The sequence below is a fragment of the Pseudorhizobium sp. NPDC055634 genome (assembly GCF_053618655.1).
This window is the reverse complement of the sequence record NZ_JBSHHW010000010.1, coordinates 107,287-133,597: the sequence shown is the minus strand read 5'-3', so window position 1 is coordinate 133,597 and position 26,311 is coordinate 107,287. Positions and strand designations below refer to the sequence as shown.

The 26,311-nt window shown below is 66.9% G+C and carries 24 protein-coding genes; 11 read left to right on the top strand and 13 right to left on the bottom strand.

What is annotated here, in order from left to right:
* Positions 1-4: 4 nt before the first annotated feature.
* The 4 genes from ACWGPT_RS16610 to ACWGPT_RS16595 form a co-directional block, all read right to left on the bottom strand.
* Positions 5-514, bottom strand: a complete 510-nt coding sequence (locus ACWGPT_RS16610; protein ID WP_452606737.1) for a GNAT family N-acetyltransferase — start codon at positions 512-514, stop codon at positions 5-7.
* A complete protein-coding gene (gene xdhB, locus ACWGPT_RS16605; protein WP_452606736.1) occupies positions 514-2,850 on the bottom strand; it encodes a xanthine dehydrogenase molybdopterin binding subunit in 2,337 nt (778 codons plus the stop codon). Before xdhB ends, ACWGPT_RS16610 begins: the two co-directional genes overlap by 1 nt.
* A gap of 189 nt (positions 2,851-3,039) precedes the next feature.
* Positions 3,040-4,512 (bottom strand): xanthine dehydrogenase small subunit, encoded by a 1,473-nt coding sequence (xdhA, locus tag ACWGPT_RS16600; RefSeq protein ID WP_452606735.1) that lies wholly within the window; start codon positions 4,510-4,512, stop codon positions 3,040-3,042.
* Positions 4,513-4,526: 14 nt separating this feature from the next.
* Positions 4,527-5,303, bottom strand: a complete 777-nt coding sequence (locus ACWGPT_RS16595) for a 3-hydroxybutyrate dehydrogenase (RefSeq protein ID WP_452606734.1) — start codon at positions 5,301-5,303, stop codon at positions 4,527-4,529.
* A 147-nt stretch (positions 5,304-5,450) separates the two neighbouring features.
* On the opposite strand from ACWGPT_RS16595, the gene ACWGPT_RS16590 reads away from it, so the two are divergent.
* Positions 5,451-5,993: a DUF2380 domain-containing protein gene (locus tag ACWGPT_RS16590; RefSeq protein WP_452606733.1), complete on the top strand. Its 543-nt coding sequence runs from the start codon at positions 5,451-5,453 to the stop codon at positions 5,991-5,993.
* Positions 5,994-6,074: 81 nt separating this feature from the next.
* Here ACWGPT_RS16590 and ACWGPT_RS16585 read toward each other — a convergent pair whose 3' ends face one another.
* The 4 genes from ACWGPT_RS16585 to ACWGPT_RS16570 all read right to left on the bottom strand — a co-directional run bounded on the left by ACWGPT_RS16585 (position 6,075) and on the right by ACWGPT_RS16570 (position 11,476).
* Complete coding sequence (locus ACWGPT_RS16585; protein ID WP_452606732.1) at positions 6,075-7,847, bottom strand: methyl-accepting chemotaxis protein; 1,773 nt, start codon at positions 7,845-7,847, stop codon at positions 6,075-6,077.
* A 505-nt stretch (positions 7,848-8,352) separates the two neighbouring features.
* Positions 8,353-9,363: a 2-hydroxyacid dehydrogenase gene (locus tag ACWGPT_RS16580; RefSeq protein WP_452606731.1), complete on the bottom strand. Its 1,011-nt coding sequence runs from the start codon at positions 9,361-9,363 to the stop codon at positions 8,353-8,355.
* A 104-nt stretch (positions 9,364-9,467) separates the two neighbouring features.
* Complete coding sequence (locus tag ACWGPT_RS16575; RefSeq protein WP_452606730.1) at positions 9,468-11,030, bottom strand: PQQ-dependent sugar dehydrogenase; 1,563 nt, start codon at positions 11,028-11,030, stop codon at positions 9,468-9,470.
* Complete coding sequence (locus tag ACWGPT_RS16570) at positions 11,027-11,476, bottom strand: DUF2231 domain-containing protein (protein WP_452606729.1); 450 nt, start codon at positions 11,474-11,476, stop codon at positions 11,027-11,029. Before ACWGPT_RS16570 ends, ACWGPT_RS16575 begins: the two co-directional genes overlap by 4 nt.
* Before the next feature lie 235 nt (positions 11,477-11,711).
* Here ACWGPT_RS16570 and ACWGPT_RS16565 point away from each other — a divergent pair, with 235 nt between their 5' ends.
* Together ACWGPT_RS16565 and glpK are read left to right on the top strand one after the other, a co-directional pair.
* Positions 11,712-13,166 carry a TrkH family potassium uptake protein gene (locus ACWGPT_RS16565; protein WP_452606728.1) on the top strand — a complete coding sequence of 485 codons (1,455 nt, stop codon included), beginning with the start codon at positions 11,712-11,714 and terminating at the stop codon, positions 13,164-13,166.
* A gap of 87 nt (positions 13,167-13,253) precedes the next feature.
* Positions 13,254-14,747: a glycerol kinase GlpK gene (gene glpK / locus ACWGPT_RS16560; protein WP_452606727.1), complete on the top strand. Its 1,494-nt coding sequence runs from the start codon at positions 13,254-13,256 to the stop codon at positions 14,745-14,747.
* Between the two features lie 64 nt (positions 14,748-14,811).
* Here the strand turns inward: glpK and ACWGPT_RS16555 are convergent, their stop codons facing one another.
* The 4 genes from ACWGPT_RS16555 to ACWGPT_RS16540 all read right to left on the bottom strand — a co-directional run bounded on the left by ACWGPT_RS16555 (position 14,812) and on the right by ACWGPT_RS16540 (position 17,379).
* Entirely contained in the window at positions 14,812-15,378 is a 567-nt protein-coding gene (locus ACWGPT_RS16555) for an SH3 domain-containing protein (protein WP_452606726.1), read from the bottom strand.
* Between the two features lie 37 nt (positions 15,379-15,415).
* Positions 15,416-15,907 (bottom strand): invasion associated locus B family protein, encoded by a 492-nt coding sequence (locus tag ACWGPT_RS16550; protein WP_452606725.1) that lies wholly within the window; start codon positions 15,905-15,907, stop codon positions 15,416-15,418.
* 208 nt (positions 15,908-16,115) lie between these two features.
* Positions 16,116-16,544 carry a VOC family protein gene (locus tag ACWGPT_RS16545; RefSeq protein ID WP_452606724.1) on the bottom strand — a complete coding sequence of 143 codons (429 nt, stop codon included), beginning with the start codon at positions 16,542-16,544 and terminating at the stop codon, positions 16,116-16,118.
* Positions 16,545-16,674: 130 nt separating this feature from the next.
* Positions 16,675-17,379 (bottom strand): glutathione S-transferase N-terminal domain-containing protein, encoded by a 705-nt coding sequence (locus ACWGPT_RS16540; RefSeq protein WP_452606723.1) that lies wholly within the window; start codon positions 17,377-17,379, stop codon positions 16,675-16,677.
* 193 nt (positions 17,380-17,572) lie between these two features.
* Here ACWGPT_RS16540 and ACWGPT_RS16535 point away from each other — a divergent pair, with 193 nt between their 5' ends.
* From ACWGPT_RS16535 to map, 5 genes are all read left to right on the top strand, one after another.
* Entirely contained in the window at positions 17,573-17,947 is a 375-nt protein-coding gene (locus ACWGPT_RS16535; RefSeq protein WP_452606722.1) for a YciI family protein, read from the top strand.
* Positions 17,944-19,194 (top strand): RNA polymerase sigma factor, encoded by a 1,251-nt coding sequence (locus ACWGPT_RS16530; protein ID WP_452606721.1) that lies wholly within the window; start codon positions 17,944-17,946, stop codon positions 19,192-19,194. Before ACWGPT_RS16535 ends, ACWGPT_RS16530 begins: the two co-directional genes overlap by 4 nt.
* 87 nt (positions 19,195-19,281) lie before the next feature.
* On the top strand, positions 19,282-19,752 hold the full coding sequence (locus tag ACWGPT_RS16525; RefSeq protein WP_452606720.1) for an SRPBCC family protein: 471 nt from the start codon (positions 19,282-19,284) through the stop codon (positions 19,750-19,752).
* A 239-nt stretch (positions 19,753-19,991) separates the two neighbouring features.
* Complete coding sequence (locus ACWGPT_RS16520; RefSeq protein ID WP_452606719.1) at positions 19,992-21,053, top strand: LLM class flavin-dependent oxidoreductase; 1,062 nt, start codon at positions 19,992-19,994, stop codon at positions 21,051-21,053.
* 16 nt (positions 21,054-21,069) lie between these two features.
* Positions 21,070-21,825, top strand: coding sequence for a type I methionyl aminopeptidase (map, locus tag ACWGPT_RS16515; protein ID WP_452606718.1), 756 nt, complete (start codon positions 21,070-21,072; stop codon positions 21,823-21,825).
* A gap of 420 nt (positions 21,826-22,245) precedes the next feature.
* Here the strand turns inward: map and ACWGPT_RS16510 are convergent, their stop codons facing one another.
* Positions 22,246-22,950 (bottom strand): glutathione S-transferase family protein, encoded by a 705-nt coding sequence (locus ACWGPT_RS16510; RefSeq protein WP_452606717.1) that lies wholly within the window; start codon positions 22,948-22,950, stop codon positions 22,246-22,248.
* A 112-nt stretch (positions 22,951-23,062) separates the two neighbouring features.
* Between ACWGPT_RS16510 and ACWGPT_RS16505 the strand changes: the two genes are divergently transcribed.
* The 3 genes from ACWGPT_RS16505 (at position 23,063) to bacA (ending at position 26,164) form a co-directional block, all read left to right on the top strand.
* Entirely contained in the window at positions 23,063-23,410 is a 348-nt protein-coding gene (locus tag ACWGPT_RS16505; RefSeq protein ID WP_452606716.1) for a winged helix-turn-helix transcriptional regulator, read from the top strand.
* 201 nt (positions 23,411-23,611) lie between these two features.
* Positions 23,612-24,739 (top strand): YbfB/YjiJ family MFS transporter, encoded by a 1,128-nt coding sequence (locus ACWGPT_RS16500; protein ID WP_452606715.1) that lies wholly within the window; start codon positions 23,612-23,614, stop codon positions 24,737-24,739.
* A 147-nt stretch (positions 24,740-24,886) separates the two neighbouring features.
* Positions 24,887-26,164: a bacteroid development protein BacA gene (gene bacA / locus ACWGPT_RS16495; protein ID WP_452606714.1), complete on the top strand. Its 1,278-nt coding sequence runs from the start codon at positions 24,887-24,889 to the stop codon at positions 26,162-26,164.
* The last annotated feature ends 147 nt before the right edge of the window (positions 26,165-26,311 follow it).

Below are 26,311 nucleotides of genomic sequence, written 5' to 3'. Positions count from 1 at the left end.
TCTCTCAGGCTTTCACGCCAAAGGCGGGCGCGAAGCCCAGATGACCGCTCGGCCGTTCGCCGGAGAACGCGATCCACTGAACGTAATTTGCATCAACGCCCTCGTAAACGAGCGAACCGTCATTCGTGAAGCCGGAACCGCGATAGACCTCGGGCGCGCCGATCAGGGCGCATCCCTTCGCATGACGTCCCTTCAGTTGGTCGAGTCCTTCCCGGATCAGTCGCTTGCCGATGCCCTGCCGCTGCACTTCCGGCAGCACCGAGATAGGGCCCAGCCCGAACCACCCGTCGAAGACACCGTCGATCGTCACAGGCGAGAAGGCGACGTGGCCGACAATGCGGCCGTCCTGCTCAGCAATCAAGGACAGGGCGAGGTCGCCGGACGCCCGCAGGGCGTGTATGATGGCAGGCTCGGAGCCGCTGCTGAAGGGCATGGTCTCAAATGCCTGCGCTGTCAGGTCGTAGATGGCGTCTTCGTCGCCCTCCCGCTCAGGCCGGATATGTACGGTGACCATCACATCGCCTTCAGCCGTTCCACCGCCATCAGCACCCGTTCAGGCGTCGCGGGCGCGTCGAGGCGGGGGCAGACGCGGTAGTCGGCAATGCTGGCGACGGCCATGGAGATCGCCTCGAGGACCGAGATCGCCAGCATGAAGGGCGGCTCGCCGACCGCCTTGGAGCGGCCGATCGTCGGCTTGGCGTTTTCCGACCATTCCGCCAGCTGGACGTTGAAGACCTTCGGGCGGTCGGAGGCGAGCGGGATCTTGTAGGTGGAGGGGGCATGCGTGCGCAGCCGCCCCCTGTCGTCCCACCACAATTCCTCCGTCGTCAGCCAGCCCATGCCCTGCACGAAGCCGCCCTCCACCTGGCCGATGTCGATCGCCGGGTTCAGCGACTTGCCGACGTCGTGGAGGATATCGGTGCGCTCGACCATGTATTCGCCGGTCAGCGTGTCGATCGACACTTCCGAGCATGCGGCGCCGTAGGCGTAGTAGTAGAAGGGCCGTCCGCGCCCGGCTTCGCGGTCCCAGTGGATGTCCGGCGTCTTGTAGAAACCGGCGGCGGACAGATGCACGCGGTCGTAATAGGCGGCCCTGACCAGCGTGTCGAAGGGCACAATCTCGCTGCCCACCCGCACCCGGTTCGGCAGGAATTCCACCTCCTCGCGCGGCACGTTCCACTGCCGCATGGCGAACTCCGTCAGCCGCTCCCTGATCTGCCGGGCCGCGTCATAGGCGGCCATGCCGTTCAGGTCGGAGCCGGACGAGGCGGCGGTGGCGGACGTGTTCGGCACCTTGCCCGTCGTGGTGGCGGTGATCTTCACCCGCTCGATGTCGACGTTGAACGTGTCGGCCACGACCTGCGCCACCTTGAGGTAGAGGCCCTGTCCCATCTCCGTGCCGCCGTGGTTCAGGTGGATGGAGCCGTCCTGGTAGACGTGGACGAGGGCGCCCGCCTGGTTGTAGGCGGTCATGGTGAAGGAGATGCCGAACTTCACCGGGGTCAGGGCGATCCCCTTGCGGATGACGGGGCTCGCCTCGTTGAAGGCGACGATCGCCTCGCGCCGGGCGCGGTAGTCGCTGGAGGCCTCCAGTTCCTCGACCACCCGGGCGATGATGTTGTCCTCCACCTCCTGGTGATAGAGCGTCAGCGTGCGGCCCGACCCGGGCTGGCCGTAGAAGTTCAGCTTGCGGATGTCGAGCGGGTCCTTGCCGAGCGCATAGGCGATCTCCTCGATGATCCGTTCGGCGCCGAGCATGCCCTGCGGTCCGCCGAAGCCGCGGAAGGCGGTGTTGGAGACCGTGTGGGTCTTCAGCGGCCGGGAGGTCAGGCGCACATGCGGGTAGAAATAGCTGGAATCGGCATGGAAGAGGGCGCGGTCGGTCACCGGGCCGGAGAGGTCGGCGCACCAGCCGCAGCGTGCCGCATAGGTGGCGTCGACCGCGTGGATGCGCCCCTCGTCGTCGTAGGCGACGTCGTAGTCGACGCGGAAGTCGTGTCGCTTGCCGGTGACGACCATGTCCTCGTCGCGGTCGGGGCGGAACTTGACCGCCCGTCCGAGCTTCTTCGCCGCCACCGCGGCCAGGCAGGCGAAGTGGTTGGACTGGGTCTCCTTGCCGCCGAAGCCGCCGCCCATGCGCCGCGTGTTGACCGTCACCGCGTGGTTCGGGATGCCGAGCACGTGCGCCACCATGTGCTGCACCTCGCTCGGGTGCTGGGTGGAGGACCAGACGGTGACATCTTCGTCCTCGCCGGGAATGGCCAGGGCGATCTGGCCTTCCAGGTAGAAATGCTCCTGGCCGCCGATCTCCATGCGGCCCTGCAGCCGGTGCGGCGTGCCGTCGATCTCCGCTTCCGGTTCGCCGCGCCGAAGGGTCATCGGCCGGACGACGAGCGTCCCGCCGTTCGTCTCCGCGGCTTCGATATCGGTCCAGTGCGGCAGGTCGCGATACTCGATCTTCGCGAGCAGCGCGGCGCGCCGCGCCTGATCGCGGGTCTCGGCAATCACCGCGAATACCGGCTGGCCGTGGAACTCCACCCGGTCGGTCGCGAGAAGCGGCTCGTCGTGCTGGCCGGTCGAGCCGACGTCGTTGAGGCCCGGAATGTCGTCGGCGGTCACCACCCAGACGACGCCGGGCGCCGTCCTCACGGCGTCGAGGTCGATCGAGACGATCTCCGCATGCGCCCGCTCAGAAAGACCCAGCGCGGCATGGAGCGTATCTGAGGGTTCGCGAATATCGTCGATATATTCGGCGGTTCCGGTGACGTGCTTGTGCGCGGAATCATGCCGGAGCGAGGCATGCATCGGGCCGTTGATGGTGGATTTGGGTTCGAAGGTGGACTTGTCCATCTTACCAGGCCTCCCCGCCCTTGCTGCTGCCCCTCACCCTAACCCTCTCCCCGCATGCGGGGAGAGGGGACGCGCCCCGCGACGGCCCGAAGCGGAAGCAGGCGGTGCGGCGGATTCCTTCTCCCAGCATGCGGGGAGAAGGTGCCGGCAGGCGGATGAGGGGCAAAGTCCCCGTGCGGTCCGGCATCATCACGCCTCCTCCGTTTCGTAGCGCTGCAGTTGGGTCGGCGCGCCGGCCGTCTCCAGGAAGAAGCGCGTCAGGAGGTTGCGGGCGGCGAGGCTGCGATAGTCGGCGCTGGCGCGCCAGTCGGTGAGGGGCGTGTAGTCGGCCTCGAAGGCTGCCTGCGCGGCGGACACGGTCTCCCAGCTCCAGGGGCGTCCGGAAAGCGCATCCTCGACGTGCCTTGCCCGTTTGGGCGTCGCGGCCATGCCGCCGAAGGCGATGCGGATCGCGCCGACCCGGCCCTCGGCGTCGAGCTCCATGTAGAAGGCGCCGCAGAGTGCGGAAATGTCCTCGTCCCGCCGCTTGGAGACCTTGTAGACGGCGAAGAAGGATCCGTCGGCCGGGCGCGGCACCACGACCTTCTCGATGAACTCGCCGGCCATGCGGTCCTGCCGGCCGTAGGCGAGGAAGAAGTCCTCGAGCGGGAGCTTGCGCCTGCCGCTGTGGGAGCGCAGCGTCAGTTCGGCGCCGAGCGCGATCAGCGGAGGCGGCATGTCGCCGATGGGTGACCCGTTGGCGATATTGCCGCCGATCGTGCCCATGTTGCGGACCTGTCCGCCGCCGATCCGGTCGATCAGCCGTGCCATCTGCGGCAGTTCCTCGGAAAGCACGTCGAGCGCCTGGGTATAGGTGACGCCGGCGCCGATGGTGACGCCGTCGTCGTCGGCGCCGATCGACTGCAGTTCCGTCAGGTGGTTGATGAAGACGACGGGATCGAGACGGCGCATCTGCTTCGTCACCCAGAGGCCGACATCCGTGGAGCCGGCCACGATGGTCGCCTTCGGCTCGTCGGCGATGAAATCGGCAAAGGCGGTGAGATCGGCCGGGACGACGCTCCGCGCGCCGTCCTTTTCCACCACGATCGTCTCGGGATGGGCGCGGATGTCCCACAGGCGCGCGGCGATCTCTATCCGGTCCCGCTCGAGCGGGTCGAAGAGCGTGCTCGGCCGGCTGGCGGAGACCTGTTCTGCGGCCCGGACGATCGGCTCATAGCCGGTGCAGCGACAGAGGTTGCCCTGCAGCGCGCTTTCGATCTCGGCGCGCGACGGCTGCTCGTTCGACAGCCACAATCCATAGAGCGACATGACGAAGCCCGGCGTGCAGAAGCCGCATTGGGAGCCGTGCTGGTCGACCATGGCCTGCTGCACCGGATGCAGCGCCCCGTCCTTCGCGGCGAGGTGCTCGACGGTCACCACATGCGTGCCGTGCAGGGAGCCGAGAAGGCGGATGCAGGCATTCACGGTCTCGTAATGCAGCGTGCCTTCGACCAGCCGCCCGACCAGGACAGTGCAGGCGCCGCAATCGCCTTCCGCGCAGCCTTCCTTGGTCCCCGTCAGCCGGCGTTGGAGCCGCAGGTAGTCGAGGAGCGTATCCGTCGGCGCGAAATCGCCGAGCGTCACGTCTTCGCCGTTGAGGATGAAGAGGATCGAAGATGTCATGCCGTTTGTTCTCTTTATTGGGCGGTCCAGCCGCCATCGATCGAAATATGCGTGCCGGTGATCTGGCGCGCCGCGTCGCTTGCGAGAAAGACGGCGGTGGCCGCGACCTCCTCGATCGACACGAACTCCTTGGTCGCCTGAAGCCTCAGCATCACGTCGGTCTTCACCGCATCCTCCGAGATGCCGCGCTCGCGCGCCGTGTCGGGGATCTGCTTCTCGACCAGCGGCGTCAGCACGTAGCCGGGGCAGATCGCGTTGACGGTGATGGCGAATTCGGCAAGTTCGAGCGCGGCCGACTTCGTCAGCCCGAGGATGCCGTGCTTGGCCGCCACATAGGCGGACTTGAAGGGCGAGGCGACGAGCGCGTGGGCGGAGGCGATGTTGATGATGCGGCCCTTGCCCTTTTCCTTCATCAGCGGGATCGCCGCACGCATGGTGTGGAAGGAGCTCGTCAGGTTGATGGCGATGATCTGGTCCCACTTCTCCGTCGGGAATTCCTCGATCTTCGCGACGTGCTGGACGCCGGCATTGTTGACGAGCACGTCCACCGATCCGAACGTCTCCTTCGCCGTGCCGATCAGGTCGGCGATCTCGTCCGGCTTCGTCATGTCGGCCGGATGGTAGATCACCCGCCCGCCGCCGAGCACTTCCATCTCCCGCCGCGCCGCCTCGATCTCGTCGGGCCGGCCGAAGCCGTTGATGACGACGTGACAGCCCTCCCTTGCGAAGGCCCGCGCTATGCCGAGGCCGATTCCGCTTGTGGAGCCGGTGACGACGACGGTTCTGGACATGCATGGTCTCCCGTTTCGGGGTGTTCTCGTGCACCCGCTGATTTGCGGATGTTATGCGCAAATGGTCGCCGCTGGCAATGATCAGGGACGGGGTCCGGTCGGTTGCATTCGCGAGGCCGGGTGATACTCTGCGGTCGGGAGAAGGACATGGCCGAGACATCGCAGCCCCCGAAATGTCGCCCCTTTGGCCGATCCGCCGCGAGCGGGCTGGCCGTAAGCCTCGCCGTGCTCGCCGCCGGCGCGCTGCCCGACCCGGCCATCGCCGCCGAACCCGTCTCGCTTGCCGTCGCCGGCTTCGATTTCGTCGATACGTCCGGCGAGGCGAGGGACCAGTCGGCGGACCACGACCGGCGGCTTGCAGCGCTGGAGCGGACGATCTCCGGGGAGCTGTCGGCGGTTCCCGAGGTGAAGGCGGTTGCGATGGACTGCGTCGGCGCGTGCTCGGTCAGGAAGGCGGGCGTCGAGGCGCTTTCGGGCCGCGCCGTCGAGGCGGGCGCGACCCATCTCCTCATCGGTGAGGTCCGCAAGATGAGCACCCTGGTCGGCGGCGTGAAGTTCGCGGTCATCGATCTTGCCACCAACAGGGCGACCTGCGACCGCTTCCTCAGCTATCGCGGCGATACCGACGAGGCCTGGTCGCGCGCCGCCGCCTTTACGGTGCAGGTCGTGGTCCGCGACTGCCTTCCCTGACACCTGGTCATCGTCCCTCGCGGGTACAGGCATCACCGGCGCGCGGCGCCGATGATGATATGGCGCGTGGTGGGCGGAGGATCAGAAATCCTGCCACTTCGGAGCGCTCGCGGAGGCGGTGGCCGCCATTCCGCGGCCGATCCTCTGCGTCATCCGGTGCACGGGCGAGGCGGGGAGGTCGCGGTCGTCACGGCTCGCCCTTGGGGAGGCCGTGGCTGGTTCGCCCGCATCGACGCGGAACTCCGCGAGCAGTTGGAACAGCGCATGGGCCTCGCCGGCGAGGCTGTGGCTTGCGGCATTCGACTGCTCCACCATCGCGGCATTCTGCTGCGTGCCCTGGTCCATCGTGTTGACCGCGACGTTGATCTCGCGAAGGCCGACGGCCTGTTCGCGCGAACCCTCGACGATCGCCACGACGTTGACGTTGATCTCCTTGACCTGCTCGACGATCCGGGAGAGCGCTTCGCCCGTCTCGCCGACGAGGCCGACGCCTGTCTTCACCTGTTCGCCCGACTGGTTGATCAGCGCCTTGATCTCCTTGGCGGCGGTGGCGGAACGCTGGGCAAGCTCGCGAACCTCCTGCGCCACGACGGCAAAGCCCTTTCCGGCCTCCCCGGCGCGGGCCGCCTCCACCCCGGCGTTCAATGCCAGAAGGTTGGTCTGGAAGGCGATGTCGTCGATGACGCCGATGATACTGGTGATCTCGCGGGAGGATTTCTCGATGGCGCCCATCGCCTCGATCGCCTTGCCGACGATCTCGCCGGAGCGTTCGGCATTCAGGCGCGCATCGACCACGAGCCGGCCCGCCTCGTCGGCGCGGTGGCTGGAATCGTTGACGGTCTGGGTGATCTCTTCCAGCGCGGCGGCGGTCTCCTCGACGGAGGCAGCCTGCTGCTCGGTCCGGCGCGACAGGTCGTCGGCGGCCGATTTCATCTCGCCGGAGCCCGAGGCGATCGCCCTGGCGTTCTCGCGTATGCTGCGCATCGCCTCGCGAAGGCGCGATGCCGTCTGGTTGAAATCGACGCGAAGCTGCTCCAGCGACGGGATGAAGGCGGTCGGGATGTCGCAGCAGAGATCGCCCGAGGCGAGCGACTGGAGGCCCTTGCCGAGAACCGCGACGTTTTCCACCCGGCCGGTGACGTCGGTCGCGAACTTCACGACCTTGAAGACCTTGCCGTCCGGCCCGAGGATCGGGTTGTAGGAGGCCTGGATGTGGATCGGGTTGCCGGCGCGGCCGTAGCGGGTGAACTCGTCGGAGAAGAACTCGCCGTTGCGAAGCCGCTCCCAGAAACGGGCATAGTCCTCGGTGCGGGCATAGGCCGGGTCGCCGAACAGGGCGTGATGCCGTCCGACGATTTCGGAGAGCTGGTAGCCGAGCGTCTTCAGGAAGTTCTCGTTGGCCGTCAGGATCTTGCCGTCGGGCGTGAACTCGATGACGGCCTGGGCGCGCGAGAGGGCGGCGAGCTTGCCGGCGTCCTCGGTGCTCTTCAGCTTGCTTTCGGTGATGTCGGTCGCGAACTTGACGACCTTGTAGGGCCTGCCGCGGCGGAAGACCGGGTTGTAGGAGGCCTCGATCCAGACCTCGCGCCCGCCCTTGCCGATGCGCCGGTACTGGCGCCGGTCGAAATGACCCTGGGCGAGGCGGTCCCAGAGCGCCTTGTAGTCGGGACTTGCGACGTCGGCCGGATCGACGAAGATCCGGTGGTGCTGGCCGACGACCTCGTGAAGCTCGTAGCCGAGCGTCTTCAGGAAGTTCTCGTTGGCGGTCAGGATCCTGCCGGTGAGGTCGAATTCGATGATCGCCTGCGAGCGGCTCATCGCATCAAGCACGGCGCGCGCGTCGCTGGTCTTCATGAAGGGCATTCCCATATGCGTGTCTCCTCTGCGCGCCGTCTCGCGGCCGCGCGTTATCGCCGCTGCCGCGTCCGCGGCAGGCATCGTGATTGCTGCAAAAGAAGCGTTCCGGCGGCCCGTGAGGCGGCGGCACGCGGAGAATGACCGGCTGGGGTCCGGCCTCGGGCCGGCAGGCGTCGCCCGCTTCTCCGATCGGGGCCCTCGCTCGGCACTGCAGGATCTAGGGGTTTTTCATTGACGGTTGATGAACCAAGTTTTCGCTGGGGGACGGGACATGCTGTGGAAACCTCGCCTGCATCGGCGAGGGCTTTTATCGCTGGTTACGGCGACTGGCCGCAGCTGGATCACACGACGATCAGCCAAGGTTAACAATGGTTTACGATCGAAAATCCGTGGTCCGGCATGCGCGGCATCAGGTGGTGCGGCGGCCCGTCAGTTCAAGTATCCGGCGAATCATATTTTTCGCCGCAGCTCGCGCCGCCGCGGCGACCCTCCACGATGCACCTCAGCCCTTGCCGGCGAGGAACTCGACCGTCACCGCATGCAGCGGCTTGCCGTTGTCGCGGAAGGCCAGGATGTTGCCGATCGTCGTCTCGGCGATCGCGTCGAGGGCCTCGCGGGTGAAGAAGGCCTGGTGGCCGGTGATCAGCACGTTGGGGAAGGTCAGGAGGCGCGCGAAGACGTCGTCGCGAAGCACCTCGTTGGACAGGTCCTCGAAGAAGAGGTCGGCCTCCTCCTCGTAGACGTCGAGGCCGAGGCTGCCGATGATGCCGTCCTTGAGGCCGGCAATGGCCGCATGGGCGTCGATCACCGCGCCGCGGCTGGTGTTGATCAGCATGACGCCGGGCTTGAGGAGGGGCAGCGTGTCGGCGTTGATCATGTGCCGCGTCTCGGGGGTAAGCGGGCAGTTGAGGCTGAGGATGTCGGAACGGCGGAAGAGTTCCTCGCGCCCGACATAGGTCATGCCGAGCGCCTCGCATGCCGGGTTCGGCACGACGTCGTGGCCGAGAAGCCTGCAGCCGAATCCGGCGGCGATCCTGGCGAGCACGGCGCCGATCTTGCCGGTGCCGACGATGCCCATGGTCTTGCCGTCGAGGTCGAAGCCGAGCAGGCCCTCGAGGGCGAAATTGCCTTCCCGGACGCGGTTGTAGGCGCGGTGTATCTTGCGGTTGAGCGACAGGATGAGCGCCATCGTGTATTCGGCGACGGCGTGCGGGGAATAGGCCGGCACGCGGGCGACCGTCAGCCCGAGTTCCTCGGCCGCCCCGATGTCGACATTGTTGAAGCCGGCGCTGCGCAGCGCGACCAGCCGGACGCCGAGTTCCGCCAGCCGCTCCAGGACCGGTCGCGACAGGTCGTCGTTGACGAAGGCGCAGATCGCCGGCGAGCCTTCCGCCAGCGCCGCCGTCTCCCGCGAGAGCCGCGATTCCGAATAGCGCCACTCGATGCCGCGTGCGAGGCCTCGGTCGAGGAACTGCCGGTCATAGGGCTTGGTGCTGAAGACGGTAACTTTCATGGTCCCTCGCTCTGTTTTCCGGAACGATGCCATGCCGCTCGCCGCCAGTCCATTGGCAGCAAGCGGCCTGGTGGCCGCCGGGGAAAGCGGCCAAGGGAAGGGCGTCAGCCGCCCGGACGGACTGCCGCGCCGGGTTCGGTTGCGGGAACCTCGGTCTGCGGCGGCGAGGTTTCCCCGCTGCCCGGTGCCGGAGGGGTTGCAGGCGGCGTCGTCCCCGGACCGGCCGGCGGCGTCGTTGCGGGTGCGGTCGGAGAGGGCGTCGTCGCCGTGCCGGTCCCGGCAGGCGCCGTCCCCTGAAGCGGCTGGTCGGTCGCGACCGGCTGCGGGATCGTGCTTCCGTCCGCCGGCGCCACGCGCCAGACGGTATTGCCGGAATCGTCGGCCACGAGCAGCGCGCCGGTGCCGTCGATGCCGACGCCGACGGGGCGGCCGCGGGCATTGTCGCCGTCGAGGAAGCCGGTCACCACGTCCTGCGCCATGCCGGAGGGCTTGCCGTTCTGGAAGGGCACGTAGACGACCTTGTAGCCGTTGAAGGCATTGCGGTTCCAGCTGCCGTGCTCGCCGATGAAGGCGCCGTTGGCATAGGGTTCGGGCATGGCCGATCCGTTGGAGAACGTCAGCCCCAGCGCCGCGACGTGGCTCGACAGCGCATAGTCCGGCTTGATCGCCTTCTCGACGAGGTCAGGCCGCGGCGGGTGGACGCGCTCATCGACATGGTTGCCGAAATAGCTCCACGGCCAGCCGTAGAAGCCGTTCTCCTGCACGGAAGTCATGTAGTCCGGCACGAGGTTCGGGCCGAGTTCGTCGCGCTCGTTGATGACGGCCCAGAGTTCGCCCGTCTCGGGGTGGAAGGTCAGTCCGTTCGGGTTGCGCAGGCCCGAGGCGAAGACGCGTGCGGCGCCGGTCTCGCGATCGACCTGCCAGATCGCCGCGCGGCCCTTCTCGGCTTCCAGCCCCCGTTCGCCGGCATTGGAGTTGGAGCCGACGGAGGCGTAGAGGAAGCGCCCGTCGGGGCTGAGCGCCAGGTCCTTCGTCCAGTGGTGGTTGATCGGGCCGCCGGGGAGCGGCGCCAGCACTTCCGGTTCGGCGCTGATGACCGTCTCGCCGAGCCGGTAGGGGTAGGCGAGGATGGCGTCGGCGGCGGCGACATAGAGCGTGTCGTCGGCCCAGGCGATGCCGAAGGGCGAGTTGAGCTTGGTCAGGAGATCATGGCGCTCGTCCACCTCGCCATCGCGGTTCGTGTCGCGCAGCAGGGTGACGAGGTTGCTCTCCTTCTGGGCGCCGCCGCCTCCGCCGCGCGCCATCGACATGATGAAGTCGCGCACGAAGTCCTTCGGACGTTCGGTGGGCTTGCCCGCAGGCGCCTTGCCCTGCACGACCAGCACGTCGCCGTTCGGCAGGGTGTGGACGGTGCGCGGATTGGCGAGGTCTGTGGCATAGGCCGAGATGGTCAGGCCTTCGGGCACGGTGGGCGTCTCGCCCTCCTGCCAGCCGACCACTTCTGCGACCTTGAGGTCGGGCAGGAGTTCCGTCACCGGCTCCGGCAGGACCGGATCGGGACCGATCTGCTGGGTGACGTCGAAATTGCCGTCGTCGCTGCAGCCTGCAAGGGCGAGTGCAAGGGCCGAGACGCCGGCGAGGATGGAAAGTCGGGCAGGGCGGATCATCGTTCGATACTCCAGATCACGCGGGACCGGCGGCGGGCCGCAAGCAGGACGGTCACCACGGCGAGCACCACGGTCACCGCGGACAGGATGAGGCCGTTCGGCACGACGGCCGTCCAGCCGTCGGCTGCATGGACGAAGCTGTTGAGGATCGCGACCGCGAGCATGAGGATGTAAGCGATCGCCGCCGCCCAACCGGGACCCCAGATGCGGGTCGACCGGCGCAGCATGTCGATCAGGCCGGCGACGAGGCCGATCGCCCCGAAGACGAGGCCGGCGAAGATCAGCCAGGAGGAGAAATGGCTCCACATCAGGAACGACGTCCGCCAGTAGGCGATGTCGGTCACCAGCGCCAGCGTGAAGCAGACGAAGGGGAAGGGCACGAAGAAGGTCCGCAGCGGAAACCCGGCCCTCCCCGTGGTGGTGGTGGTCGTGTAGGTCGTGGTCATCTCGGCGCCTTGGTGAGAATGGGTCGGACACCTCCTTTACGGCTGAGCCCCGATTTTGTTCCCGCAGCAGGCGCCCGGATTGTTCCCGGGCCCGTTCCCGGCATTGTTTCAAGCTGGGACCCTCCCGCAACTTAACCGCTGTCGGAGCGACCCGGACTCGTGCTAGAGCGGCCGGGAGGGTCTTGGGAAGTTCTTCCCTTCACGGCCTTGTGGCGACAGATCGAATGGCCTGAACTTGAACGCGACCCTTTTTCGTTCTGTCCTCAATATCGCCGCGCTCTGCGGCCTCTACGTCTCCGCCGCCATGTTCGTGCCGGCGATGGCGGATCTCTATGTCGGCCATCCCGACTGGCAGGTCTTTGCGGTTTCCGGGCTGATCTGCGGCGGCTTCTTCACGCTTGCCGCCGTCGCCACCAACGGCCCGCCGCCGGTCTTCACCCGCCGCTTCGGCTTCCTCCTCGTCAATGTGATGTGGATCGTCTTCACCATCGTCGGGGCGATCCCGTTCTACCTGTCCAACCACCAACTGACTCTGGCGCAGTCGGTGTTCGAATCGGTCTCCGGCATCACCACCACGGGCGGAACGGTCTTCGTCGGCCTCGACAACATGCCGCCCGGCCTGCTCCTCTGGCGTTCGCTGATCGTCTGGCTGGGGGGCATCGGCATCGTCGGGCTCGGGCTCTTCGTCCTGCCGGACCTGCGCGTCGGCGGGCTGTCCTTCTTCAAGCTGGAATCCTCCGACACGTCGGAAAAGCCGTTCTCGCGGCTTGCGAGCTTCACGCGCGCGCTGATGGCGATCTATATCGGCATCACGCTCGCCTGCACGATCGCCTATGCCTGGGCCGGGATGAGCCTCTTCGACGCCGTCAACCATGCCTTCTCGACGATCGCGACCGGCGGCTATTCCACCCACGACGCCTCCTTCGGCCATTTCGAGGGCGTATCCGTCCTGTGGGTCGGCACCTTCTTCATGACGATCAGCAGCCTGCCGTTTTCGGTGATGATCCTGCTTGCCGTCCGCAAGCGGATCTCGGTGCTGCGCGACCCGCAAATCCTCGCATTCCTCGGCTATCTCGTGGCGATGTCGGCGGCGGTCGGCATCTATCACCACATGACGAGCGACGTGACGCTCGGCATGGCGCTGACGCATTCCTTCTTCAACATCAGCTCGCTTCTCTCGACCACCGGCTTTGCGAGCCAGGACTATACGCTGTGGGGACCCTTCGCGATCGTCATGGCCTTCTTCGCCACCTTCATGGGCGGCTGCACGGGATCGACGGCGGGCGGCATCAAGGCCTACCGCTTCGTCGTCCTCTACGGCGTCGTCAGGGCGGGGCTGCAACGCCTCGTCTATCCGAGTTCCATCGCCTCCGTCCGCTACGGCCGGCAGACGGTCGAGCCAGACGTGCAGCGGGGGATATTCCTGTTCATCGCCCTCTACCTGGCGCTTTGGGTCTTCGGCAGCCTCGCTCTTTCGGCGCTCGGCTACGACCTGATGACGGCGATGTCGGGATCGATCACCTCGCTCTCCAATGTCGGACCCGGGCTCGGTACGATCATCGGCCCGGCGGGCAACTTCTCGACCATCAACGACCCGGCCCTCTACGTGATGGCGGCGCTCATGCTGCTCGGCCGCCTGGAAGTGCTGACGGTGCTGGTCCTGCTGATGCCGACCTTCTGGCGCGATTGAGGCGCAAGATCCGCCGGCGGTTGACAGGCCTTTCTTGCATCTGCTCAAACCGTCACCAAAGGATGCGAGGAGCCGAGGGGGGAACCGATGGCGGGATATGTGCTGGCGATCGACCAGGGGACGACATCGACGCGCGCGATCGTCTTCGACGGAAACATGCAGGTCGCCGGCGTCGGGCAGAAGGAGTTCACGCAGATCTTCCCGAAATCCGGCTGGGTGGAGCACGACCCGGAGGAAATCTGGAGTTCCGTCGTGCTGACCATCCGCCAGGCGATCCGCAAGGCGGGCATCCGCGCCTCCGACATTGCCGCGATCGGCATCACCAACCAGCGCGAGACCGCGGTCGTCTGGGAAAGGGAGACCGGCCAGCCGATCTACAACGCCATCGTCTGGCAGGACAGGCGCACCGCGGCCGAGTGCGACAGGATGGAGGCCGAGGGACTGGAGCCGCTCTTCACGGAAAAGACCGGCCTTTTGCTAGACCCCTATTTTTCCGGCACCAAGGTTTCCTGGCTTCTCTCGAATGTCGAGGGCGCGCGGGCGCGCGCGGAAAACGGCGACCTGTGCTTCGGGACGATCGACGCCTATCTCGTCTGGCGGCTGACCGGCGGGACGAGCTTCGTCACCGACGCCACCAATGCCTCGCGCACGCTCCTCTTCAACATCGCCGAGAACCGCTGGGACGCCGAGCTCCTCGATATCCTCGGCATTCCCGCGGCGATGTTGCCGGAAGTGAAGGACTGCGCTGATGATTTCGGGGTGACCGACGAACGGCTGTTCGGCGCGGCGATCCCGATCCTCGGCGTGGCCGGCGACCAGCAGGCGGCGACGATCGGCCAGGCCTGTTTCGAGCCCGGCATGATCAAGTCGACCTATGGCACCGGCTGCTTTGCGGTGCTGAACACCGGCGCGGAAATGGTGCCGTCGAAGAACCGCCTGCTGACCACCATCGCCTACCGCCTCGGCGGGCGCACGACCTATGCGCTGGAGGGCTCGATCTTCATCGCGGGTGCGGCCGTGCAATGGCTGCGTGACGGGCTCGGCATCATCCGACGGGCCGAGCAGACGGGGCAGCTGGCCGACAGCGCCGATCCGGAGCAGGGCGTCTATCTCGTCCCCGCCTTCACCGGGCTCGGCGCGCCGCACTGGGATCCGGAGGCGCGCGGGGCGCTCTTCGGGCTGACGCGGAATACCGGCCCGGCGGAACTGTCGCGCGCGGCGCTGGAGGCGGTCTGCTACCAGACACGCGACCTGCTCGACGCCATGCACAAGGACTGGCAGAAGAACGGGCGGCAGACGGTGCTGCGCGTCGACGGCGGCATGGTGGCCTCGGACTGGACGATGCAGCGGCTCGCAGACCTTCTCGACGCTCCCGTCGACCGGCCGACGATCCTGGAGACGACGGCTCTCGGCGCCGCCTGGCTTGCCGGTTCGAGGGCGGGCGTCTGGCCGGGGCAGGACGAATTCGCCCACCGCTGGGCCCGCGAGCGCCGCTTCGAGCCGAAGATGGACGAGGAGGTCAGGGCCGGGAAGATCCGTGGCTGGAAGGATGCCGTCCGGCGGACGCTGACGGCCGGCTGACGGAGAGAGTGACGGAGAGAGTGACGGAGAGGGCGCGGACGGGGGAAGCTCCGGGCGCGCTCGGTCAGTCGAACCGCTCGCCCGGATAGACGCCCCAGAGCGACGACTGCTCGACATAGCCGTCGAGGCCGTTGGCCGGCAGCCTCGCCTCGCACCAGCGGCCATCGCAGCCGCGGATCTCCATCAGCACCTTCGGCGACAGCTGCGCGGTGACGCCGCTGCCGGCGGACGGCGCGCGCCGGAGCGGGATCGGCTCGTCGAGCCACGGGCCGACGATCGCCGTCCGGTCGCCGGAAAGCAGTGCGCCGGACATCCAGCCGCTGACGCCCTCGTAGTCGCGGACGCGGCGCCAGTTGCCGTATTCCTCGGTGATTTCGAGCGGCAGGCCCCGCTGGGTATAGATCCACTTGGTGGCGTAGTCGGTCGAGGGGCCGATGCGCATGCGCGCCTGCGACGCCTTGAGGGACACGAAGCGCGGGACGGAGAGGCCGGTCTCGCGGCCGTTGCGGAAGCCCGAACCCTCCTCCTCGTCGGCGGCGATGGCCGGCGCGGGCAAGGCGAGGCCGGCAAGCACGGCGACGACGGCGAGGAGGCCGGCTCTGCAGCGCCGGGCAAGGGTCATGTCATTCATGCGCGGGAAATCGCTCCCGGCGCGGGTATCGGCACCGTCAGTTGCATTTGCGCACTTCGTTCAGCGCCGCGGTGACGCCCTTCAGGGAATAGGCATAGCTGGTATTGGTGCCGCGCCGCGAGGTCGCCTCGACCACCAGTTCGCGGCCGGCGCGCATGGCGTCGACCATCTCGGGCTCGCGCGACTGGTTCTTCACCCAGGCGGCGTTGTCCTTCGGCGCCATGGTGAAGCTCTTGTCATCCACCCTGACCCGCACCTCGGAGGCGGGGTTGAGGTCATAGCCCATGATCGCCTGCGGGGCGTAGGTCGAGCCCTGCGGCGCCACCAGCACGAAATTGTCGCCGTGGTTGACATTGCCGGGCTGCGCCGTCACCGGCACGGAGAGCGCGTAGCAGTTCTTCTGGCCGTTCTCGGTGTAGGAATAGACGCCCCAGGCATCGAACTGCTTGATCCTGGTGGGCTGTGCGCTGGCGACCGCGGCCGATCCCAGCATGAGCGAAAGAGCAAAGCAGCACGTCCGGGTGAACATCTTGCCTCCATCTGTTTCTGTGCGTGGATTTCGGCCCGCATGTGATCGCCGGGCCGTCTCTGATGCGGGTCTAATACAGGCGGGGAGGAATTACCGGGAAGTTAAAACGCGGTCCAAAATGCCGCATCCGCCGCTCACAAACGGGTGAGGAGGGCGGTCGACCGGGCCGGGATACTGCCTCCGGCCCGGGAACTTTGCAGTAAGAAGCCTAGCGGACGGGCTCGTTCATCGCCCACATGACGCCGAAGGGATCACGCAGTTGGCCGTAGCGATCGCCCCAGAACATCACCTGAAGCTCGGTCACCACCTCCATGCCGGCGTCGACGGCGCGTTTCCACCAGGCGTCGATCCCTTCGACCGGCAGAGTGACGGTGAAAGCCTGCGGCTTTTCGTGCGGATAGCCGTAGTCGGGATAGGCGTCCGACAGCATCAGCGAGCCGCCGTTGATATAGAGGTGGACATGCATGGTCCGGCCCTGATCGTCCGGCGGGTGGGCGGCCGCAAGCTCGGCGCCCAGCGCAAGCCCGTAGAATTCCGCCGCCTTCATCGCCCCGTCCACCTGCAGATAGGGGACGATGCCGCCCCTGACCGGTGCGGTCTCCTGCCGTGCGCCATTCGCCTCGACGGTCGTATCCATGTCCTTGCTCCTCCTGTTTGACGCCCGCCTCGGCGGGAATGTCTCAAGGACGGGCGCGGCAGGGCCGGGCAGACAGGCGGGCGGAAAAATTCCGGCCCGCCTGCAGGATGCCGTTGGTCGGGGGTGCCGTTCAGGGCTTGGCGGGGATGGTCAGGCCGCGGGCGACGGCGGGGCGGGCGAGGGCGCGCTCCAGCCAGCGCGGGACGTGCTTCAGTTCGCCGTAGTTCACCAGGTCGCCGGCGCCGTAGAAGCCGATCAGGTTGCGGACCCAGCCGATCATGGCGATGTCGGCGATCGTATAGTCCTCGCCCATCACCCAGTTGCGGCCCTCGAGCCGCGTTTCGAGGACGCGGATGAGGCGGCTGCTTTCCTTGACGTAGCGGTCGCGCGGGCGCTTGTCCTCGTATTCCCGGCCGGCAAACTTGTGGAAGAAGCCGAGCTGGCCGAACATCGGGCCCATGCCGCCCATCTGCCACATGACCCACTGGATCGTCTCGTAGCGACCGGCGGCGTCGGCGGGCAGGAAACGGCCGGTCTTCTCGGCGAGGTAGATCAGAATCGCGCCGCTCTCGAAAAGCGCCAGGGGCTCTCCTCCCGGGCCATCCGGATCGATGATGGCGGGTATCTTGCCGTTCGGGTTGAGCGACAGATATTCGGGCTCCCAGCTCTCGTCCTTGCCGATGTCGATGTAATGCGGCTCGTAGGCGAGGCCCGTCTCCTCCAGCATGATCGACACCTTCACGCCGTTCGGCGTCGGCGCCGAATAGAGCTGCAGGATGTCGGGGTTCTGCGGCGGCCAGCGGCGCGTGACCGGGAAGGAGGAGAGATCGGCCATTGAGTCCTCGTTTTTTTCTGATGCGGGAAACTATAGTGTGCCGGAAAGATCGCACCGGACGGTGTATATTCAAGCGTTCCGCGGGTTTCCTCAAGGTTTTCCCAAACTTTCCCTGAGATTTCCGCCAGGTTTCCGATGCGTTTTGTCGGCTGCGGCGCTAGTTCTTCGTCTTCACAGGGAGAAGGAGCAAGCGATGCTGTATGCGATCCTCTGCTATGCGGACGAGGAGACGGTTTTTGCCTGGTCGAAGGAGGAGGAGGCGGCCGTGATGGGCCGGCTCAAGGCCGTCCAGGAACCGCTGGCGGTTGCCGGCAAGCTCGGTCCGACCGGGCGGCTGATGCCGACCACGGCGGCGACCACCGTCCGCAAGGGCCGGGAGGGGCCGCTGGTCGTCGACGGACCGTTCGCGGAAACCAAGGAAGTGCTCCTCGGCTTCTACACGGTGGACGTCGAAAGCCTCGACGAGGCGATCGCCTTCGCCAAGGCGCTTTCCGCCGCCAATCCCGGCTCGACCTCCTATGAGATCCGCCCATTCTACGTCTTCGAGCCCGGGAGTTCGCCCGGATGAAGGATCTCGCCTGGATCGACCTTGCGCTGACGGCGGCCCGGCCGCAGGCCATGGGCGCGCTCCTGCGCTATTTCCGTGACCTCGACACGGCGGAAGAGGCGTTCCAGGAGGCCTGCCTGAGGGCGATCCGCACCTGGCCGGACAAGGGGCCGCCGCGCGACCCGACCGCATGGCTGATCTTCGTCGGCAGGAACAGCGGCGTCGACCAGATCCGCAAGGCGGCGCGCACCACCGAGCTTCCGGACGAGAAGGTTCTCTCGGACCTGTCCGACGCCGAGGCCGACATGGCCGAGCGGCTCGACAGTTCGCACTACCGCGACGACATCCTGCGGCTGATGTTCATCTGCTGTCATCCGGACCTGCCGGCGACGCAGCAGATCGCGCTGGCGCTGAGGATCGTCTCGGGCATCAGCGTGATGCGGATCGCGCGCGCCTTCCTGGTTTCCGAAAGCGCCATGGAACAGCGGATCACCCGGGCGAAGGCGCGGGTGGCGAAGGCCGGGCTGCCGTTCGAGGCGCCGAACGCGGCCGAGCGTGCCGAGCGGCTGACCCCGGTCATGGCAATGATCTACCTCGTCTTCAACGAGGGCTATTCGGCCGGCACGGGCAATCCGGACGTTGCCTCGCTCTGCGAGGAGGCGATCCGGCTGTCGCGGCTGCTGCTGCGCATCTTCCCGGCCGAGCCGGAGATCATGGGCCTGACGGCGCTGATGCTGCTGCAGCATTCGCGGCGGGGCGCCCGCCACGACGGCGAGGGGCAGGTGATCCTGCTGGAGGACCAGGACCGGTCGCTCTGGGACCGCCAGCAGATCGAGGAGGCGCTCGCCATCCTCGACAAGGCGATCCGCCACCGCAAGCCGGGACCCTACCAGGTGCAGGCGGCGATCGCGGCCATGCATGCGCGTGCCGAACGCGCCGAGGAGACCGACTGGCGGGAGATCGAGCTCCTCTACCAGCTCCTGGAAAAGCTAAACCCGTCGCCGGTCGTCTCGCTCAACCGGGTCGTCGCCTTCTCCAAGGTCCGCGGGCCGGCGGAGGCGCTGGCCATGCTGGAGCCGCTGGCGGACGTGCTCGACGGCTATTTCTACCTTCACGGCGTGCGCGGCGCGCTTCTCGCGCAGACGGGCCGCACCGGCGAGGCGCGGGAGGCCTTCGGTCGGGCGATCGCGCTTGCCCATTCGCCGGCCGAGGCGGCGCATGTGCGCCAGGAACTGGACAAGCTCTGCGAAGAGCCCGCGACCTCCTGACTTTTTGTCGCCACCCGATGTCGGGATCGCCCGCCTTCGACCGTCCTTGGAGCATCATCTGGTTGACGTGAGGGATTGACGATGGACATGACCAAGAAGACACCCGGCCACGAACTTGTCCTGGTGCGCGAATTCGATGCGCCGCGCGAGAAGATCTACAAGGCCTGGACGACGCCGGAACTGCTGAAGGTGTGGTTCTGCCCGGAGCCGTGGAAGGTGACCGGGGCCGACCTCGACCTTCGGGCCGGCGGACGCTGCAATATCGTCATGGAAGGGCCGGACGGCGAGGTGATCCCGAACCAGGGCGTCTACCTCGAACTGGTCGAGAACGAGAAGCTCGTGATGACCGACGCCTTTACCGAAGGCTGGGTGCCGACGGACAAGCCGTTCATGGTGGGCGTCGTGCTTCTCGAGGAACTGCCGGGCGGCCGCACCCGCTACACGGCAAAGGCGCTGCACTGGACCGAAGAGGACAAGAAGGCCCACGAGGAGATGGGCTTCCACGAAGGCTGGGGCAAGGCCGCCGACCAACTGGCTGCACTGCTTGCGCGGATGTAGGTCCGCAAGTCCTAATAAGGACGATCTTTCGGGGAGATGGGGCGAGGCCCTCTCTTCCCGATTCATCTTGCCGGCGCTCTTTCTTCTCCCGTGGTGCCGGCCTCCCTGTCCGTGCCGCCCGCTCGACTTCGGCCGGGTCCACGGCGAGACCGTCGAACGCATCGTTCGACGGATTGGCATTTGCCGATCTCGCCCGGCATCTCTATGTCCGTTACGAGGATTTTGATCGGACATCGCCCATGGAACTCGGACTGTACACTTTCGCCGACATCGACCCCGCTGCCGCCGACAAAGGGGCGGCAGGTGCCGCGCGCCTGAAGAACCTCCTGGAGGAGATCGAGCTTGCCGACCAGGTGGGGCTCGACGTCTTCGGGCTGGGCGAGCATCACCGTCCGGACTATGCGGTCTCCTCGCCTTCTACCGTGCTGGCGGCGGCAGCCGTGAAGACGAAGAACATCCGGCTCACCAGCGCAGTCTCGGTGCTTTCCTCGGACGATCCGGTCCGGGTGTTCCAGCAGTTCGCGACGGTGGACCTTCTGTCGAACGGCCGGGCGGAGATCATGGCGGGGCGCGGCTCCTTCATCGAATCCTTCCCGCTCTTCGGCTATGACCTCGGCGACTACGACCAGCTGTTCGCCGAAAAACTCGATCTCCTGATGGCGATCCGCGACGAGGAAGTGGTGACCTGGGCGGAAGGGCGGCTGCGTCCCCCGATCAACGGCCGCGGCGTCTACCCGCGCCCGCTCCAGGAGAGGCTGCCGCTGTGGATCGCCGTCGGCGGCACGCCGGAATCCGTCGCACGGGCCGGGGCTCTCGGCCTGCCGATGGCGCTTGCCATCATCGGCGGCGAATATCCGCGCTTTGCGCCGCTCTTCCAGCTCTACCGCGAGGCGGCGCGGCGGGCGGGCAACGACCCGGCGACCCTGAAGACCAGCATCAACGTCCACGGCTTCGTCGCCGACACGACCGAGCTTGCGGCGGACCAGTTCTACGGCCCGCAGGCGGCGGTGATGGACCGGATCGGCCGCGAGCGCGGCTGGGGCCCCACCAACCGGGCGCATTACGACCATGCGCGCGGGCTGACCGGCAATCTCTTCGTCGGCGATCCGGAACTGGTGGCGGAGAAGATCGTTGCGGCCCACAAGGTGTTCGGCAACGACCGGTTCCTGCTGCAGATGGCGATCGGACTGATGCCGCATGACCAGATCATGCGCGGCATCGAACTCTACGGCACGAAAGTCGCCCCGCTCGTCAGAAAAGCGTTGACCGGCACGGCGGATGGCGCGAAACCGGCCGCCTGAACGTCCGGATGGATAAATGATCGTTACCACTGAAGACGAGCTGGCCAAGCTCAAGGATGTCGGCCGCATCTGCGCGGTCGCCATCGAGACCATGGCGAAGGCTCTCGAACCCGGCATCACCACCGCGGAACTCGATGTCATCGGCCGCAAGGTGCTGGAGGAAAACGGCGCGCAGTCGGCGCCGGAATTCTGCTACCAGTTTCCCGGCGCGACCTGCATCAGCGTCAACGAGGAAGTGGCGCACGGCATTCCCGGCGCCCGGGTGATCGCCGCCGGCGACCTCGTCAATATCGACGTCTCCGCCGTCAAGGACGGCTTCTTCGGCGATGCCGGCGCCTCCTATGCAGTGCCGCCGGTGACGCGGCAGGTGGAGAAGCTCTGCCGCGACGGGCGTCGGGCGCTCTGGACGGGGCTGCAGCAGGTGAAGACCGGCCGGCCGCTCGCCGGCATCGGCAATGCCATCGGGGCGTTCGCGAAGAAGAACCGCTATACGCTGATCCAGAACCTTTCCAGCCACGGCATCGGGCTGACGTTGCACGACGAGCCCAAGGAAGTGCCGACCTGGCCGGACCCGACCGAGACGCGGGTGATCGAGGAAGGGCTGGTCTTCACCATCGAGCCGTTCCTGTCGCTCGGCGCCGACTGGGCGGAAGACGGCGACAACGGCGATCAGTGGACGCTCTACAGCGAGCCGCGGGCGCTGACGGTCCAGTACGAGCATACGGTGGTGGCGACCCGCAACGGGCCGATCATCCTGACGCTCGCCGGCTGAGCCCCGGAACCTCCGGGGCGCGCCGACCGCGCGGGCTTTCGACCCGCAGGCGTGGTGCGGGCGCCGGCCGGGCAGGCTCAATCATTGAACCCGCACGACCCCAATGCGTGACCGCACCACTTCGAGCCGTTGGCTCCGGCCGGGCATCATGCCAGGCCCTCGCCGGCGACGTCATGTCGCCTCCGACTCGATTGCCCGACTGTAAGCCACAAACGCGGCCAAGGGTCAGCCGCGGGCGACGCGACGGATGCGCGCGGTGAAGAATGCCTGAAGAGGCCGGCGCCGATGTCGCGTTCCGGCACGGGCCTGTGGCGGAACGGGACAGGCCGGGCTCTCGAACGGTGCCGCCGTCCTGTGGACAAGGACGGAGACGGGCAGATGGACGTCCGCGAATCGCGTTTTGCGATCCGCGATCGCTTGTCAGCGACCGAAGTGGTCGATCACCTCGGCGAGCGGAAGATGACCATGGCAGGCGCCGGTGCCGGTGGCTTCGCGACCCTCCTCGAGGGCCATCGCGTAGACGACGGCCGGATCCTCTTCCAGCCGTTGCCGGAGCGCGGAAAGCCTCGGCCAGCGCTCGCGATCGGCAACCCGGTGGATATCCAGCCACCGTGCGACCCCGACCAGAACGGCGTCCGCGAGCGTCGGATGGCTCCCGGCCAGGAAGGGTGTCTCGCCGATCATCGCCTCCAGCCTGTCGTGCCGCTCGATGACCGCCTCGCGGCCGAAGCGTTCGAGCGCTGCCCGGTAGGCGGGATCGGGATCGGCCATTTCGATCGCGGTCCAGAGCGGGGAAAAGGCGCCGGTGAAGCCGGTATTCACATAGGCCATCAGTTGGTGCATGCGGTCTGCCTGCGAAGATTGTGGGTCGAAGCTGATGCGCCGCCTCGTGTCGCGTGCCTCAAGCCAGGCGGCAATCGCCATCGTCTCGGTGAGAGGGCGGCCGGCATCGGTGACGAGCACGGGCGTCTCGTGGCGCGCATTGATGCGGGCATAGGAGGGATCTCGCATCTCGCCGAGCATGTCCACGCGGCAGAGCCGGTAGGGGCTGCCCAGCCATTCGAGCGCGGCGACGAGGCCCATCGAGCTTCCCGCCGGGAAGCCATAGAGGAGGATCGGTTCCATCGTGTCTTGTTCTCCGTGATTTCTCGTGATCACGCTGCGCAGCGATCTGGAAGCTACCCCGATTGCGGCATATGTAAATTACGCACATTCCTGTAACCACGGAGAACGTTTCGTGAAGGACCTTGTCTCCCGCTGCCCGATCGAGGAGGTCATGCAGGTCCTTGGTGGCCGGTGGCCGACCCTCCTGATCTACTACCTGAAGGACGGCACGAAACGGTTCAGCGACCTGCGGCGCGACAACCCGACCGTCTCCCACCGCATCCTGACCCTTGAGCTGCGAAAACTGGAGAAGGCAGGCATCGTGCGGCGGACCAGCCACGAAGGCTATCCGCTGCGGGTGGAATACGACCTGACGCCCGCCGGCCTGCGGCTGGTGCCGCTGATCGACGCCATCGGAGACTGGTGGGAGGCCCTGCATCCGGCGGGCGGGCAGAAGGACGATGACCGCTCCGTCGCGTGAGCCGCCCGGCAAGATGGGCGATCCATCGGCCGGGCCGATGCAACCGATGAGCATTTGTGGTTTGTCGCGCCGCCAGACGGGTGCGATAAGCGGAGCATGCCTCCCGCGTCCCGCCGTCCCGTGCATCCTTTGCCCCCGACCTCGCCCCCGACCCCGACCCAGGGCTCGCCCTTCCTGATCGGTCTTGCCGGAGGTGCGGCCATGGCGGCGTCGATGGGCTTCGGGCGCTTCGTCTATACGCCGATCCTGCCGGGAATGATGGAGGGCGCATCGCTTTCCGCCGCCGATGCCGGGCTGATCGCCGGCGCCAACTTCGCCGGCTACCTCGTCGGTGCTATCGTCGCCGCCTTCGGCTGGGCCGCCGGGCGGGAGAGGGCGGTCGCGATCCTCGGCCTCCTCTCCACGGTGGTTCTGCTCGCGGCGATGGCGGCGGTCGACGGTGTGGCCGCCTTTTCGCTCGTCCGCTTCCTCGCCGGACTGGCGAGCGCGCTTGCCATGGTCTTCACCTCGTCGATCGTGCTTGCCCATTCCGCCCGCGGCGAAGCGGTGCAGATACTGCATTTCGGGGGAGTGGGCTTCGGTATCGCGGTCTCCTCGGCGCTGGTCTTCGCCTTCGACCTCGCCGCAGGCGGTGCCGCCGGGGGAGCGGCCGGCTGGCGCGCCGAGTGGATCGGCAGTTCGGCAGGTGCCGCGATCCTCGTCGTCATCGCGCTCCGCTTCCTGCCGCGCCCGACCGGCAGTTCGGCAGCGTTGGGAGAGCCGGAACTCGCCTGGCACCGGCCGCTGGTGCTGGTGACGCTTTCCTACGGCCTGTTCGGCTTCGGCTACGTGATCACCGCGACCTTCCTGGTGACGATGGCGCGCGCGGCCGGCGCCGGCGCGGCGGTGGAGTTTGCGGCATGGTTGACGACGGGCATTGCCGCCGCCCTGTCGCTCGTGGTCTGGCGGGGCGTCGTGCGGCGCTTCGACATCGTTGCCGCCTATGGCGCCTGCGTCGCCATCCAGGCGTTCGGCGTGCTCGTCTCGGTTCTCCTGCCGCCGGCCGCCGGCGCGCTGGTGGGCGGCCTCTTCCTCGGGCTGAGCTTCATGGCGGTGACGGCCTACGGGCTGCAGATCGGACGCCGGCTGGCGCCCGAGAGCCCGCGAAGGGCGCTGGCGCTGATGACCGCGGCCTTCGGCACGGGGCAGATCATCGGGCCGCTCGTGGCCGGCTGGATTGCCGAGACGAGCGGATCGTTCACGCTTCCGACGGTGCTTGCGGCGGGCGTGCTCACGCTCTCCGCCCTCCTCGTCGTGCCGCTCCTCAGGGCGGGCCGGACGGCGCGCTGACCGGGCGGGATCAACGGAGGGGATCGGGCGTTGATTACAATTGGGTAAGGGATGACCGGCGGCATTGCTGGTTACAAACTTCTGCCCTAGTTTGCGCCAACCCAGCAGCCCCAGACGGGCGAAATCCAGCCAAGCGAGCCTGCCCCCGTGTTCAAGTCATTCTTTCCGCAACCGAAGCTCTTCTTTCCTTCCGCGCTGATATGGGCAGGGATATGCATACTCCTCTGGTATGGAGGCGCGCGGGAGTTCGGCGCCATCATAGGGCTGCCGCCGCTGGGTCCCGACGAGCAGCCGACGGTCGGCGTCTCGGTCTTCTGGTCGGCGCCGTTCCTGTGGTTCTATCTCTATTATGCGGCGGCATCCGCGCTGTTCGTTGCCTTCTGGTTCGTGTTCAGCCCCCATCGCTGGCAGATGTGGTCGGTGCTCGGCAGCGCCATCATCATCTTCGCCACCTATTTCTCGGTGCAGGTGAGCGTCGCCATCAATGCGTGGTACGGCCCTTACTACGATCTCATCCAGCAGGCGCTCGCCCGGACGGCGCCGGTCACGGCGGATCAACTCTATCTCGGGATGCTCGGATTTGCCGGCATCGCCTTCGTGTCGATCACGGTCGGGGTCCTGAACCTCTTCTTCGTCAGCCACTATATCTTCCGGTGGCGCACGGCGATGAACGAGTACTACATGTCCCACTGGCCGAAGCTGCGCCACATCGAGGGCGCCTCGCAGCGTGTCCAGGAAGACACGATGCGGTTTTCCTCGACGGTCGAGGGGCTCGGCGTCGGCTTCGTGCGGGCCATCATGACCCTGATCGCCTTCCTGCCGGTGCTCTTCACCTTCTCCCAGACGATCACGGAACTGCCGATCATCGGCGAGATCCCGCATGCGCTGGTGTGGGCGGCGGTCGTCTGGTCGCTGTTCGGCACCGGTTTCCTGGCTCTCGTCGGGATCAAGCTGCCGGGGCTCGAATTCCGCAACCAGCGGGTGGAGGCGGCCTATCGAAAGGAACTGGTCTACGGCGAGGACCATGAGGACCGGGCCGAGCCGATCACGGTCGCGGAACTGTTCGACAACGTCCGGAAGAACTATTTCCGGCTCTATTTCCACTACCTCTATTTCAACATCGCGCGCATCTTCTACCTGCAGGCGGACAACATCTACGGCACGCTGGTGCTGATCCCGTCGATCGTCGCCGGAAAGGTGACGCTCGGGCTGATGAACCAGGTCCTCAACGTCTTCGAGCAGGTGCGCAGTTCCTTCCAGTACCTGATCAATTCGTGGACGACGATCGTCGAGCTGATGTCGATCTACAAGCGCCTGCGCGCCTTCGAGGCGGCGATCGACGACGAGCCTCTGCCGGTGATCGACCAGCACTACCTGGAGCGGGAGGCCGCCGGCGGCGAACTGGAGGCGGACCGGCCCTACTGACGGGATGAGCGCAGCACTTCTGCCCGCGCCGGGGAAATCCGGGCGGTGAGACGGGGAGAGGGCAGGCGGTGGCATCATGGGGTTGGTGTTTCAGGCGTTCCGCCTGCCCCGGCCCTGGTTCTGTCGGAAATCGTCCCTGCAATTCCG

Excerpts from the sequence above, each read along its gene's own strand:
- ACWGPT_RS16610 (WP_452606737.1), bottom strand. The coding sequence starts at position 514 with ATGGTCACCGTACATATCCGGCCTGAGCGGGAGGGCGACGAAGACGCC.
- xdhB (WP_452606736.1), bottom strand. The coding sequence starts at position 2,850 with ATGGACAAGTCCACCTTCGAACCCAAATCCACCATCAACGGCCCGATG.
- xdhA (WP_452606735.1), bottom strand. The coding sequence starts at position 4,512 with ATGACATCTTCGATCCTCTTCATCCTCAACGGCGAAGACGTGACGCTC.
- ACWGPT_RS16595 (WP_452606734.1), bottom strand. The coding sequence starts at position 5,303 with ATGTCCAGAACCGTCGTCGTCACCGGCTCCACAAGCGGAATCGGCCTC.
- ACWGPT_RS16590 (WP_452606733.1), top strand. The coding sequence starts at position 5,451 with ATGGCCGAGACATCGCAGCCCCCGAAATGTCGCCCCTTTGGCCGATCC.
- ACWGPT_RS16585 (WP_452606732.1), bottom strand. The coding sequence starts at position 7,847 with ATGAAGACCAGCGACGCGCGCGCCGTGCTTGATGCGATGAGCCGCTCG.
- ACWGPT_RS16580 (WP_452606731.1), bottom strand. The coding sequence starts at position 9,363 with ATGAAAGTTACCGTCTTCAGCACCAAGCCCTATGACCGGCAGTTCCTC.
- ACWGPT_RS16575 (WP_452606730.1), bottom strand. The coding sequence starts at position 11,030 with ATGATCCGCCCTGCCCGACTTTCCATCCTCGCCGGCGTCTCGGCCCTT.
- ACWGPT_RS16570 (WP_452606729.1), bottom strand. The coding sequence starts at position 11,476 with ATGACCACGACCTACACGACCACCACCACCACGGGGAGGGCCGGGTTT.
- glpK (WP_452606727.1), top strand. The coding sequence starts at position 13,254 with ATGGCGGGATATGTGCTGGCGATCGACCAGGGGACGACATCGACGCGC.
- ACWGPT_RS16555 (WP_452606726.1), bottom strand. The coding sequence starts at position 15,378 with ATGAATGACATGACCCTTGCCCGGCGCTGCAGAGCCGGCCTCCTCGCC.
- ACWGPT_RS16550 (WP_452606725.1), bottom strand. The coding sequence starts at position 15,907 with ATGTTCACCCGGACGTGCTGCTTTGCTCTTTCGCTCATGCTGGGATCG.
- ACWGPT_RS16545 (WP_452606724.1), bottom strand. The coding sequence starts at position 16,544 with ATGGATACGACCGTCGAGGCGAATGGCGCACGGCAGGAGACCGCACCG.
- ACWGPT_RS16540 (WP_452606723.1), bottom strand. The coding sequence starts at position 17,379 with ATGGCCGATCTCTCCTCCTTCCCGGTCACGCGCCGCTGGCCGCCGCAG.
- ACWGPT_RS16535 (WP_452606722.1), top strand. The coding sequence starts at position 17,573 with ATGCTGTATGCGATCCTCTGCTATGCGGACGAGGAGACGGTTTTTGCC.
- ACWGPT_RS16530 (WP_452606721.1), top strand. The coding sequence starts at position 17,944 with ATGAAGGATCTCGCCTGGATCGACCTTGCGCTGACGGCGGCCCGGCCG.
- ACWGPT_RS16525 (WP_452606720.1), top strand. The coding sequence starts at position 19,282 with ATGACCAAGAAGACACCCGGCCACGAACTTGTCCTGGTGCGCGAATTC.
- ACWGPT_RS16520 (WP_452606719.1), top strand. The coding sequence starts at position 19,992 with ATGGAACTCGGACTGTACACTTTCGCCGACATCGACCCCGCTGCCGCC.
- map (WP_452606718.1), top strand. The coding sequence starts at position 21,070 with ATGATCGTTACCACTGAAGACGAGCTGGCCAAGCTCAAGGATGTCGGC.
- ACWGPT_RS16510 (WP_452606717.1), bottom strand. The coding sequence starts at position 22,950 with ATGGAACCGATCCTCCTCTATGGCTTCCCGGCGGGAAGCTCGATGGGC.
- ACWGPT_RS16500 (WP_452606715.1), top strand. The coding sequence starts at position 23,612 with ATGGCGGCGTCGATGGGCTTCGGGCGCTTCGTCTATACGCCGATCCTG.